11 protein-coding genes and 1 tRNA gene are annotated in these 12,263 nt (G+C 64.0%); 2 read left to right on the top strand and 10 right to left on the bottom strand.

All coding sequences use genetic code 11. From position 1 onward, the window contains the following. Positions 1–24: 24 nt before the first annotated feature. The 5 genes from LLJ08_RS04420 to otsB all read right to left on the bottom strand — a co-directional run bounded on the left by LLJ08_RS04420 (position 25) and on the right by otsB (position 4,069). Positions 25–101, bottom strand: a tRNA-Met gene (locus LLJ08_RS04420). 135 nt (positions 102–236) lie between these two features. Beyond that, the gene (locus LLJ08_RS04415; protein WP_218421794.1) at positions 237–1,136 is read right to left on the bottom strand and encodes a DMT family transporter; all 900 of its coding nucleotides are present in this window, start codon (positions 1,134–1,136) and stop codon (positions 237–239) included. Next, complete coding sequence (gene can / locus LLJ08_RS04410; RefSeq protein WP_003298965.1) at positions 1,136–1,780, bottom strand: carbonate dehydratase; 645 nt, start codon at positions 1,778–1,780, stop codon at positions 1,136–1,138. Before can ends, LLJ08_RS04415 begins: the two co-directional genes overlap by 1 nt. A gap of 80 nt (positions 1,781–1,860) precedes the next feature. After that, a complete protein-coding gene (gene otsA / locus LLJ08_RS04405; protein WP_011914307.1) occupies positions 1,861–3,276 on the bottom strand; it encodes an alpha,alpha-trehalose-phosphate synthase (UDP-forming) in 1,416 nt (471 codons plus the stop codon). A gap of 16 nt (positions 3,277–3,292) precedes the next feature. Next, complete coding sequence (gene otsB, locus LLJ08_RS04400) at positions 3,293–4,069, bottom strand: trehalose-phosphatase (protein WP_023445851.1); 777 nt, start codon at positions 4,067–4,069, stop codon at positions 3,293–3,295. A 179-nt stretch (positions 4,070–4,248) separates the two neighbouring features. Here otsB and LLJ08_RS04395 point away from each other — a divergent pair, with 179 nt between their 5' ends. After that, the gene (locus tag LLJ08_RS04395) at positions 4,249–4,791 is read left to right on the top strand and encodes a hypothetical protein (RefSeq protein WP_228208295.1); all 543 of its coding nucleotides are present in this window, start codon (positions 4,249–4,251) and stop codon (positions 4,789–4,791) included. 411 nt (positions 4,792–5,202) lie between these two features. Here the strand turns inward: LLJ08_RS04395 and rimI are convergent, their stop codons facing one another. The 5 genes from rimI to LLJ08_RS04370 all read right to left on the bottom strand — a co-directional run bounded on the left by rimI (position 5,203) and on the right by LLJ08_RS04370 (position 10,695). Next, positions 5,203–5,655, bottom strand: coding sequence for a ribosomal protein S18-alanine N-acetyltransferase (gene rimI, locus LLJ08_RS04390; protein WP_228208294.1), 453 nt, complete (start codon positions 5,653–5,655; stop codon positions 5,203–5,205). 9 nt (positions 5,656–5,664) lie between these two features. Continuing rightward, a complete protein-coding gene (locus tag LLJ08_RS04385; protein WP_228208293.1) occupies positions 5,665–6,474 on the bottom strand; it encodes an energy transducer TonB in 810 nt (269 codons plus the stop codon). Next, the gene (locus tag LLJ08_RS04380; protein ID WP_014819297.1) at positions 6,471–8,015 is read right to left on the bottom strand and encodes a 2-isopropylmalate synthase; all 1,545 of its coding nucleotides are present in this window, start codon (positions 8,013–8,015) and stop codon (positions 6,471–6,473) included. The genes LLJ08_RS04385 and LLJ08_RS04380 overlap by 4 nt, the downstream gene beginning before the upstream one ends. A gap of 317 nt (positions 8,016–8,332) precedes the next feature. Further along, positions 8,333–9,571, bottom strand: a complete 1,239-nt coding sequence (locus tag LLJ08_RS04375; protein WP_179485800.1) for a saccharopine dehydrogenase family protein — start codon at positions 9,569–9,571, stop codon at positions 8,333–8,335. Positions 9,572–9,597: 26 nt separating this feature from the next. Continuing rightward, entirely contained in the window at positions 9,598–10,695 is a 1,098-nt protein-coding gene (locus LLJ08_RS04370; protein WP_228208292.1) for a carboxynorspermidine decarboxylase, read from the bottom strand. Between the two features lie 273 nt (positions 10,696–10,968). Between LLJ08_RS04370 and mksB the strand changes: the two genes are divergently transcribed. Continuing rightward, entirely contained in the window at positions 10,969–12,255 is a 1,287-nt protein-coding gene (gene mksB / locus LLJ08_RS04365) for an Mks condensin complex protein MksB (RefSeq protein ID WP_041016180.1), read from the top strand. Positions 12,256–12,263 lie beyond the last annotated feature (8 nt).

Below are 12,263 nucleotides of genomic sequence, written 5' to 3'. Positions count from 1 at the left end.
CTTTCGCTAACCCCTTGTTTTGTCTGGTGGCTACACCGGGACTTGAACCTGGGACATCAGCATTATGAATGCTGCGCTCTAACCAACTGAGCTATGTAGCCAAGTGGCGCGCATTATTCTCTTGTCGGTTTGGGCTGTCAACCCTGGCTCTGTAGATTTTTTATCCTTTTCAAACGGTTAGTTACGAACGGTTGGGGGCGCATAGCTCGGGCCGCGTAGGTAGGAATGCTACGGGCTTAGCGAAACGACGGCCGCGTGGCCAACAGCAGGCCGGCGAAGATCAGGGCGCCGCCGATCCAGTGGAAGGGCTGCAGGGCTTCGCCGAGTAATAGCCAGCCGAGCAGCGCGGTGAACACGGGCATCAGGTAGCTGGCCATGGCGGCCTTGGCGGCGCCGACGACTTTTACGCCGTGGTTCCAGGCGAGGTAGGCGATCAGCGAGGCGAACACAGCGGTGTAGCCGATGGCGCCGAGGTTGGCCGGTGTGGCGGCGAAGCCCCCTACCCGGCTCAGTTCGTACAGGTAGAACGGCAGGATCAGCGGCACGCCCAGCAGCATCAGCACGCCGAGCAGCACCAGCGGTGGCACGGTGAGGAAACTCGACCAGCGCCGCAGCAGCAGCGTGTACAGCGCCCACACCAGCACGGCCAGCAGCATGATGAGGTCGCCGGCCTTGAACGACAGGCTGGCGAACGTCTGCCAGCTGCCACGGCTGATCAGGTAGAGCAGCCCCGCCGCCGCCACAGCCATGCCGAACCAGGCGCGGCGCAGCGGCCATTCACCGAGCAGAAAACCCGCGCCGATGAAGGTTGCTAGCGGCAGGCAGGTATTCACCAGCGTCAGGTTGATCGCTTCGGTGCTTTGCGCAGCGGTGTAGAGCAGCGAGTTGTAACTGGCGATGCCGAGCGCGGCGATCACCGGCAGGCGCCAGCCGGCAGCACGCAGGGCCGCTCGATGGGTCCAGATGCCTTTCGCCACGAAGGGCAACAGCATTGTCGTGGCCAGCACCCAGCGCCAGAACGACAGGCTCAGCGGCGGGATCTGGTCATAGAAGGCACGGGCGACCAATGCGTTGCCGCTCCAGCAGAGCACAGCGATAAGCAGACCGGCAAAGGCCGGGGCGTGGCGGCTGTTCATCAGGCGTTACGCGGTGGGCGCAGGCGGTATTGCGACGGCAGCTGATCGAGCCCGCTGACGGTGACGTTGAGGTTCTTCCACAGGCCATCCTTGATGCCGTAGATGCAGCCGTGCACGGCCAGCGGCTGGCCGCGGTGCCAGGCATTCTGAACGATGGTGGTGTGGCTGACGTTGGCGACCTGCTGGATCACGTTGAGCTCGCACAGGCGGTCGACCTGCTCCTCTTCGCTGGCCAGCTTGGACAGGTGCACGCGATGCTCGTAGTAGAGGTCGCGGATGCTGCGCAGCCAGCCGTCGATCAGGCCCAGCTGGTCGTCACGCATGGAGGCGCGCACGCCACCGCAGCCGTAATGACCGGTGACGAGGATGTGTTTGACCTTGAGCACGTCGACCGCGTACTGGATGACCGACAGGCAGTTGAGGTCGGTGTGCAGCACGACATTGGCGACGTTGCGATGGACGAACAGGTCGCCCGGCAGCAGGCCTACGATCTCGTTGGCGGGCACGCGGGCATCGGAGCAGCCGATCCACAGGTATTCCGGCGCCTGCTGCTTGGACAGTTTCTCGAAGAAGGTGGGGTCTTCTTCCTTGATGGCCTCGGCCCAGCGGGCGTTGTTCTCGAACAGCGGTTCCAGCTCGCTCATCTACGTTGTCCCTATGGTTCGGCCCCGCACCTTACGAGCCGGCCTGGCCTTTGACAAGCAAGGCCGGCTCGCACGGGCGATCAGTCCGGCTCGACGAGTTCTTCCGTCTCGATGACCGTGGTGCTGGGCTGGGAGACGAACGAGCGCAGGTCACGCATGAAGTTGTCACGCCAGGCATCCAGATCGGCGGCGCGGATCGCGCGCATCAGGTGCTCGTAGCGGTCCTTGCGCTCGGCCAGCGGCATGCTCAGGGCACGGTCGAGCGCTTCCGCCATGCCGACGCAGTCGTACGGATTGACGATCAGCGCGGAGGTCAGCTCGCGTGCGGCGCCGGCGAAGCGCGACAGCACCAGCACGCCGGGATCTTCCGGGTCCTGCGCGGCGACGTATTCCTTGGCGACCAGGTTCATGCCGTCGCGCAGCGGCGTGACGAAGCCGACGTCGGCGGTGCGGAACAGCCCCATCAGCACGCGGCGGTCGTAGCTCTTGTTGAGGTAGTGCAGCGGCGTCCAGTCAAGATCGGACAGGCGCCCGTTGAGATGCCCGGCCTGGCTTTCGAGCTGCTCGCGGATGTGCTGATAGGTGCGCACGTCGGAACGCGAGGTCGGCGCGATCTGCAGGAATTCGACGTTGTTGCGGTGCTTGGGATAGCGGTCGAGAAACTCCTCGTAGGCGCGGAAGCGCTCCACCAGGCCCTTGGAGTAGTCCAGGCGGTCGACCGAGATGATGGTCTGGCGCCGGGTATCGCTGGCCCGGCGCATGGGATGGGCGCGGCCCTTGTAGCCTTCGGCGAGCTTCTGGATTTCGTCCGGTACCACGCCGATCGGGTAAACCCCGGCGCGGAAGTTCTGCCCGTAGGCGGTCAGGCTGCCGTCCGGCTCGATCACACCGCGCACTTCGCGGGTGATGTAGTCCTGAAAGGCCAGGCGATCGGTGTCGGTCTGGAAGCCGATCAGGTCGTAGTAGCAGAGGGTCTTCAGCAGCTCGTTGTGCGGCGGAATGGCGGTGAGGATTTCCGGCGCGGGAAACGGGATATGCAGGAAGAAGCCGATGCGGTTGCGGATGCCCAGCTGGCGACAGGCTTCGGCGAACGGGATCAGGTGGTAGTCATGAATCCAGATGATGTCGTCAGGTTCAAGCAGCGGTAGGAGCTTCTCGGCCAGCATGCCGTTGACCCGCCGGTAGCCGTCGTATTCTTCGCGGCTGTAGCGCGCCAGGTCGATACGGTAGTGGAAGATCGGCCAGAGTGTGTTGTTGGAGAAGCCGCGGTAGTACTGGTCGTAGTCACGCTTGTTCAGCGGCAGCGTGACGTAGGTGATGTTGCCCACTTCCTCGGTGTTGATCGTCGGGGTCGCGCTGATCTCGCCACTCCAGCCGAACCAGATGCCACCGGCCTGGCGCAGCGCATCGTAGACACCGACGGCCAGCCCTCCGGCGGCTACCTTGCCCGGTTTGATTGGCGCCACGCGGTTGGAAACCACTACTAAACGGCTCATGGCAGTAAATCTCGCTCTAGTCGGGTTTTGTTCTGGGTTCGGCCGGCACACCGAGTTCGTTCAGCAGCGCTTCGATCCAGGTGCCGACGGCAGCCACCGACGCCACCCGTTCGCGGGCCTCGCTGGGGCCGTCGCCGACCTTGATGGACCGACCGCCGAGCGCATTGACGGCGGCAAAGCCGGCTTCGTCGGTGAGATCGTCGCCAAGGAACACGGGAGTGCAGCCGGAGAACGGCGCTTCCTGCATGAAGGCGCGGATCACCTCGCCCTTGCTCGCGCCGCGGGGCTTGAGTTCGAACACGCACTTTCCGGGCTGCAGGGTCAGTACCTCGGCGTAACGCTGGGCGAAGTCTTCGGCGAGTGTGCGGGCAACCTCCTCCAGCTCCGGCGCCTGACGAAAATGCAGGGCAAAGGCGACGCTCTTGTTCTCCAGGTGCAGGCCGGGGTGCTCGCTGCAGGCCTGCTGCAACTCACGCTGGATGCGCGCCAGGGCCTGATTGTCGAGTGCCAGGTTGCGCAGCTCACCCGTGGCATCACGGCGCTCGGCACCGTGCACGCCGGCGGCGGGAAGTTGCAGGGGCGCCAGCAGCGCATCGAGCTGCGCGAGCGGCCTGCCGGAGATCACGGCGACGGGAATGCCGCCGGCATGCAGGCGTTCCAGGGCCGCGAGGGTGGCCGGTGGAATGAAGACGAGTTCCGGTCGGGGCTGAATCTCAGCCAGCGTTCCGTCGACATCGAAGAAGAAGGCGTAGCGCCGAGGCTCTGGCGCGGGTTGGTCGTTTTGATCATTCATGCAGAGTAGGACTCCGGATCACGCGCGGTGGTTCGTCCCCTTTTCTCAAGACGCTCAGGCATCTATGGCCGCAGGAAAGGATGGACCCGAATGGCGTTATCGGCCAGCGGACAGCCCTGAATCTTCCCAGGGCGGCCGGGTCACAACCTGCATGACCGACGTTCTGACAGGAGACGATCATGAGCGATCAAAAAACCTACACCCCAACGGAAATCGACAACACCGAAGACCGCATGGGCTCCATCGAACAGCTCGATTTCGATCAGCGCCGTGACGAGCGCAAGGGCCGCATCGGTGACGAAGTGCCCGGTGAGCAGGTGGCCGACGAGTTCACCGCCGAACGTGCCGCCGAAGCAGGCATGACCGCGGGTGAAGTCCCGGATGGCGAGACCACAATGGACGACATGTCTCCGGAAACGCTGATCCCCGAGGACGGCGCACGCTCGCCGAGCGAACGCGGCCATGGCGAGCCGGCCGATCAGGACCTGAGCGTGGTTTCCGAGCATGAGATCGGCGCCGATGTGGATCTCGACGAGGCCGAACTCGGCCGCTATGACCCGCTCGACGGCAAACCCTGGGATGGCCCCGCCGAAGGCGACGAAGACACCGGCCTCAGCGGCGGCGATGCGGTATTGCGCGAGGACGACAGTGTGCTGTCGGACGAAGAGCTGGAAGGCGAAGCCCCACTGGATTCGGGACGGGACAAGCGGCCGGGGGAATAGAGCGGAGCCATTTGCCGCACTCGGTAGGCGGAAGCGACAGGGCCGCGGAACTCATAAGGCGGCCTCGGCTGCCTTGCGTAGGCGTGGTGGATGTTTGCTTTTTACATCCACCATGACGCGAGCATGGTGGATCGGTGAAGCGCGATCCACCCTACAAGGCTGGCGACAGTCAGAGATCGGCAACAGCGAGACGTGGGCGCCGACGAGCGCCGGCCCAAAAGCCGGGGCGTCGGCCCGCAGCAATCAGTCCAGTGGGTGTAGGGTGGATGTCGCTTTTTACATCCACCAGGGCGCGGGCACGGTGGATCGGTGAAGCGTGATCCACCCTACCGAGGCTGGTGACAGTCAGAGGTCGGCAACCGTGATCGTGGCGCCGGCGAACTCCAGCACAAAAACCGAAGCCCGCAGCAATCAATCCAGCAACGTACAGGCCATCACCAGCGCATCTTCACGGCCGTCTGCCGCCGGGTAGTAGGCCCGGCGCCGGCCAACTTCGTTGAAGCCATAACGCTCGTAAAGCCGATAGGCCGTGGTGTTGCTCGCACGTACCTCGAGGAAGCATTCGCGGCCGCCGCGTTCGCGGGCACGCTCCATCAGATGCTCGAGCAGGCACAGGCCGAGGCCGCGGCCCTGGCTCTGCGGCTTGACGGTGATATTGAGCAGGTGCGCCTCGTCGAGGATCAGGTTGATCACGCCGTGCCCGACCTGCTGCTCGCCCTCGAACATCACCCAGCACTCGTAGGCACTCAGCGCGTCGTTGAAGATGCCGCGCGTCCAGGGGTGGCTGAAGGCGGCGTACTCGATCTTCAACACGGCTTCGATGTCCGCCGCGGTCATCGGGCGGAAGCTGACAGCATCACTCATCACACGTACTCATGAACCTATGTGCCAGCGCGGCATGCTGCGGCGCAGGGTTTTCCACAGCTCGGCCTTGGCGGCTGGCTGCTCCATCAGCTGTTCCAGGCCGGGCATCGCCAGTGCGCGACCGAGCCCCTCGACAGCCAGTTCGCGATAGCAGGCGTCGACATCCACTTCACCGGCGAAACGCAGCGCCGGGCGACCGATCAGCCAGATGCAGTCGCAGCCCATGTTTTCCAGCTCGGCGGCCATCACGCCTTGCACATAATCGCGTGCGGCCTCGGCACCCTGGTCGAGGCTGCCCTTATTCAGCAGCGGCCAGCGAATCGGCTCGCCATCGCCGACCTGCTGCGGCTTGTCCGGCAGGCGTGCGGCGCGCAGCAGGTCCTTGAGCAGGATGTAGGCCGGGTCGCGGCTCTGGAAGGATTCGCCGGTGGGCAGTTCAACCACCAGCAGCACGTTGCCGGCGCGCATCAGCTGCAGCGAGAAACGTGGCGGCGGCTCGATCGGTTTGGCTGGCTCGGCCGCTTGTTCTTCCGTCGCGGCAGCAACCGGTTCCGGCTGCTTGGGTTCCGGCATGGCGATACGCGGACGCGGCGCCTGCGGCGGCTCGACGACAGGTGCTGCGGGTGCCCGTTCCACTACCGGCGCGGCCACCGGCACCTCGGCTGGCGGAGCGACGGCAATGTCCGGCTCCGCTTCGGCCGCGACCGGCAACAGCAGCTCCGGCCGCGACGGCGCAGCGAAAGGCAGTTCGGTACGCGGCAGCCAGCTGGCCACCTGCATGGCGTCGAGGTAGGCGAGACGCCGGGCTTCGTTGATCAAACGCCTTCCACCTGTGGGTGAGCCTTGGCGCCGACCTGCATCAGATTCAGCGCGTTCAGGTAAGCCTTGGCCGACGCGACGACGATATCGGTATCGGCGCCGTTGCCATTGACGATGCGCCCGCCCTTCTCCAGCCGCACGGTGACTTCACCCTGGGAGTCGGTGCCCTGGGTGATGGCGTTGACCGAATACAATTGCAGCGTGGCGCCCGATTCGGCGACCGCCTCGATGGCCTTGAAGGTTGCATCGACCGGGCCGGAGCCCTGGGCCTGGGCGCTGCGCTCGGCACCGTCGACGCTGAGCACCAGCTTGGCTTCGGGGATGGTGCCGGTCTTGCTCGCGACTTCCAGGCTGGCCAGCTTGAAGTGCTCAGGCGCTTCGTCGGCCAGGGTGTCGGAGACCAGTGCCTGCAGATCTTCGTCGAAGATTTCGTGCTTCTTGTCGGCCAGCTCCTTGAAGCGGGCGAACGCGGCATTCAGCTCGTCGCCTTCGAGCACGATGCCCAGCTCATCCAGACGCGAACGGAATGCGGCGCGGCCGGAATGCTTGCCCATCACCATCTTGTTGGCGTTCCAGCCAACCGACTGGGCGGACATAATTTCGTAAGTCTCGCGGTGCTTGAGCACGCCGTCCTGGTGGATGCCCGACTCGTGGGCGAAGGCGTTGGCGCCGACAATGGCCTTGTTCGGCTGCACCGGGAAGCCGGTGATGCCCGAGACAAGGCGCGAGGCCGCGAGAATGTGCTCGGTCTCGATGCGGGTGTGTACGTCGAGCAGGTCCTGGCGGGTCTTGATCGCCATGACGATCTCTTCCAGCGCGGCGTTGCCGGCACGCTCGCCGAGGCCGTTGATGGTGCACTCCACCTGCCGCGCACCGGCGACCACTGCCGCGAGGGAGTTGGCCACGGCCAGGCCCAGGTCGTTGTGGCAATGCACCGAGAACACTGCCTTGTCGGCGTTGGGGATGCGTTCGAGCAGCTGGCGGATGGTGTCGGCGTACTGGTGCGGAATCGCATAGCCGACGGTGTCCGGGATGTTGATAGTGCGCGCACCGGCGTCGATGGCAGCCTCGATGATGCGGCAGAGGAAATCGATCTCCGAGCGCCCGGCATCCTCGCAGGAGAACTCCACGTCGGCGCACAGGCTGCGCGCCTTCTTCACCGCACGCACCGCCTGCTCGACCACCTGGTCCGGCTGCATGCGCAGCTTGTACTGCATGTGGATCGGGCTGGTGGCGATAAAGGTGTGGATGCGCCCGGAATTGGCGCCGGCCAGCGCTTCGGCGGCACGCTCGATGTCGGCATCGACAGCGCGCGCCAGGCTGCACACGGTGCTGTCCTTGATGTTGTCGGCAACCAGCTTCACCGCGGCGAAGTCGCCGGGGCTGGCGATGGCGAAGCCGGCCTCGATCACGTCCACCTTCAGCCGCTCCAGCGCCCGGGCGATGCGCAGCTTTTCCTCACCGGTCATGGACGCGCCAGGGCTCTGCTCGCCGTCGCGCAGGGTGGTGTCGAAGATGATGACGCGATCATTGCTGCTCATAGGAAATCCTCACGGCTGCCGAGCGCCTCTCAGGGGGCGCTGTAGTCCGCGGATTGTCGCGTGAAATGAACAAAGCGGGAAGGCGAAGCTGCGTTTGGCTTGGGTTGTCGCAGCGTTGGGTGGAAAACGCCGAAGGCTTTTCCACCGCGGGGGAACGTTGGTGGAAAACGCTTCGAGGTTTTCCACCCTACGAAGGCCAGCCCCCAACGCAGGGTGGATGTCGCTTTTTACATCCACCGCCGCGCCGCCAACAAAGCAAAAGGCCCCGCTACCAGAGCAGCGGGGCCTTTCGCTCTTGCGTGCAACTTGTCGCTGGCTTACTGATCCCAGGCCCGGTCGCCGTGCTCATCCCTGATCCGGGTCGGCAGACCCATCACATCGAGCAGCTTGAGGAACGGCTGGGCCGGCAGCTCTTCGACGTTGACCATACGCTGCGCATCCCACTCGCCACGCGCTACCAGCAGCGCGGCGGCAACCGGCGGTACGCCGGCGGTGTAGGAGATGCCCTGGCTGTCGGTCTCGGCATAGGCTTCTTCATGGTCGGCAACGTTGTAGATGAACAGCTCGCGAGGCTGCCCGTCCTTCGTGCCCTTGACCAGATCGCCAATGCAGGTCTTGCCGGTATAGCCCGGCGCCAGCGAGGCGGGATCAGGCAATACGGCCTTGACCACCTTGAGCGGTACCACTTCCAGGCCTTCGGCGGTGCGCACCGGCTGCTCGGAGAGCAGGCCAAGGCTGTTCAGCACCGTAAAGACGTTGATGTAGTGCTCGCCGAAGCTCATCCAGAAGCGGATGTTCGGTACATCGAGGTGCTTGGAGAGCGAGTGCACCTCGTCGTGGCCGGTCAGGTAGAGACTCTGTTCGCCCACGACCGGCAGGTCGTCGGTGCGTTTGACCTCGAACATGCGATTGGTCGTCCACTGGCTGTTCTGCCAGCTGTAAACCTGACCGGTGAATTCGCGGAAATTGATTTCCGGATCGAAATTGGTGGCGAAATACTTGCCGTGGGAACCGGCGTTGACGTCGAGGATGTCGATCGACTCGATCTTGTCGAAGTATTCCTGCTGCGCCAGGGCAGCGTAAGCGTTGACCACGCCCGGGTCGAAACCGACGCCGAGGATGGCGGTGACGCCCTTTTCCTGGCACTCGGCCAGATGTTTCCACTCGTAGTTGCCATACCACGGCGGCGTTTCGCAGATCTTGCCCGGCTCTTCGTGGATCGCGGTATCGAGATACGCGGCGCCGGTGTCGATGCAGGCGCGCAGCACGGACATGTTGAGGAAGGCAGAACCGACGTTGATGACGATCTGCGATTCGGTTTCACGAATCAGTGCCTTGGTCGCTTCCACGTCCATGGCGTCCAGCGCATAGGCCTTGATTTCGCCGGGCTGCTTGAGCCCGCCCTTGGCTTGCACGCTGTCGATGATGGCCTGGCATTTGGAGATGTTGCGCGACGCGATAGCAATACGACCGAGTTCGTCGTTGTGCTGCGCGCACTTATGGGCCACCACCTTGGCGACACCTCCTGCACCAATGATAAGAACGTTTTTCTTCAATTGTTTCACCCCCTTGTACTGCGGCCTCAGGAAAGGCTGGACAGGTAATCGTTAAAGTCGAACTCACGAACCACCTCGACGCTTCCGTCGAGCTGCTTTACCACGATGGACGGCATTTTCAGGCCGTTGAACCAGTTTTTCTTGACCATGGTGTAGCCTGCCGCGTCGATGAACGACAGCCGATCGCCGATGGCCAACGGACGATCGAATTGGTACTCACCGAAGATGTCGCCGGCCAGACAGGATTTGCCGCACACCATGTAGCTGTGCTCGCCGTCGTTGGGCGCCATCTTGGCGTTGAGGCGATAGATCAGCAGGTCGAGCATGTGCGCCTCGATGGAGCTGTCGACCACCGCCAGGTTCTTGCCGTTGTACAGGGTGTCGAGCACCGTGACTTCCAGCGACGCACTCATGGTGATCGCCGCTTCGCCCGGCTCCAAGTAGACCTGTACGCCGAATTTTTCCGAGAACGCTTTCAGCCGCGCGCAGAAGGCATCCAGCGGATAGCCTTCGCCGGTGAAGTGGATACCGCCGCCGAGGCTGACCCACTCGACCTTTTCCAGCAGGTGACCGAAGCGCTCCTCGATGGTGGTCAGCATCTGGTCGAACAGCTCGAAGCTGCTGTTCTCGCAGTTATTGTGGAACATGAAGCCGCTGATCTTGCCGATCACCGCCTCGATCTTCGCCGGGTCGTGCTCGCCCAGACGACTGAACGGCCGCGCCGGGTCGGCCAGCAGATAGTCGGAACTGCTCACCTGCGGATTGACGCGCAGGCCGCGGATGGTGCCCTCGGTGCCGGCCTCGAAGCGCTCCAGCTGGCCAATGGAGTTGAAGATGATCTTGTCGCAGTTGGCGACCATCTCTTCGATCTCATCATCGGCCCAGGCCACGCTGTAGGCGTGGGTTTCGCCGGCGAACTTCTGCCGGCCGAGCTTGAGTTCGTACAGCGAGGACGAAGTGGTGCCATCCATGTACTGCTGCATCAGGTCGAATACCGACCAGGTGGCGAAGCACTTGAGGGCCAGCAGCGCCTTGGCGCCGGAGTGTTCGCGCACGTAGGCGATCTTCTCCAGGTTGCCCAGGAGCTTCTGTTTATCAATGAGGTAATACGGCGTCTGGATCATGTCTACGTGCCCCCAAGGGATTTCGCCGGACAGGAGCCGGCAGCTCCCGTTTGCAAAAGCCGCGAATTGTGCCGATTACCGACGCAGATCGGAATAGATTTTCAACACTTCGTCACCATTCAAGGACATCCGGCAGCACCGATATGGCTGCAAGCGCCGATGCTAGACAAGCTAACCCGCCTGCAATGACGTTCAAGTGAATCACCCAGTTGATTGCCGGGCGCCGCATTCAGAGCGCGTCCGATTGTCCGGCGGGCCTTCAGTGGGCTGTCAATGCAGTACAATTCGCGCTTTTTCACTGGCTGGACTGGCGCCTCGATGATCGAACCCAAGCGCGTACTGCGTGCCCTCGCTGAACACTGGACGTTGCTCGAGCCGCTGTGCGAGCGTTTCGACGCCGGCACCCTGAGCCTGGTCGAACTTCGTCATCAGCTGGCCGCGCAGCTGCCCGAAGGCACGCCCACCGATATCACTGCCCTGCTCGACCAGTGGATCCGCCTGGACATCCTGGTGCCGGTGGCCAAGAGCCCCAACCGCTTCGAGCTGAACGCGCAGATCCACGACTTCCTCGCCTACCTGCGCCGCGAGCACCGCCTTGGCCTGTGCCTGGAGATCGAAGCCTACCTACGCCACCTGGAGCGCCTGGCCGGGCATATCCTCGATGCGTTCGAGATTCGCGATGGCAACGACCTGGCCCGCCAGCTGCGCCTGCTGGACATGCGCGTGCGCGATGTATTGAAGAAGCTCGATAACGACGAGCAGGCCCTGGTCGCCGTGGCCGACCGGGCCAAGACCAGCGACCGCCAGATTCCGCTGCGCCAGCGCTATGCAGAGGTGTTGGCGACCTGGGACGAATACGTCGAGCCGATGATCCAGCTAGTCTCCGCCGATGGCGCCTTCGAGCAGGGCGTGCACCGCGTCGAGCAGGTGCTGATGAAACTGCTCGGCGAACAGCAACGCCTTGGCCAGCTGGTGGACGACGACCTCCTGCTGCGCACCCACGCGCGCATCCTCGAGATGCAGACCACCGCCCAGCTGACCCTGCGCAAGGCCCGCGAACTGCTGTTGCCGCTGCGCGAGGAAGCGCGCCGGCACAATGCGGTGACCCGCGGCGCCGCGCTGGCCCTGTCGGCGATCCGCAAGAAAGGCCTGGACGCCGTACCGCAGGCCTCGCTGCCGCTGTTCACCCGTCCGCAGAGCACTTTTCTCGGCACTGCCAGCCAGGTCGAGGCCTACGTCTATGCCCTGGCCCGCTTCGAGCCGAAACCGGCGCAGTTCCCGCGGGCCAGCGGCAAGCGCAAGGGCGAGCAGCCGCGCGCACCGCGCACCGCCCGCGAGATGATCGAGCGCTGCCAGCAGGCACTGCCGCTGCCGGACCTGATGGCCTGGCTGCTGGAACAGGAACCCGAGGGTGCCACAGACGAGCTGCTCTACTGGTTTTCGCGCCTGTCCCGCGACAGCCGCTTCCAGCGCGATCGCCTGGAGCGTCGCGAATACCTGACCCGCGAGCACCGCGTCAGCCTCAGCTCCTTTGCGCTGGTGGCCAACGCCAATGGCTGATTCCTACG

It is taken from the genome of Stutzerimonas chloritidismutans (assembly GCF_020783375.1).
Lineage (GTDB): Bacteria > Pseudomonadota > Gammaproteobacteria > Pseudomonadales > Pseudomonadaceae > Stutzerimonas > Stutzerimonas kunmingensis.
The sequence above is the reverse complement of the archived record's forward strand: the minus strand, read 5'-3'. Positions and strand labels throughout refer to the sequence as shown.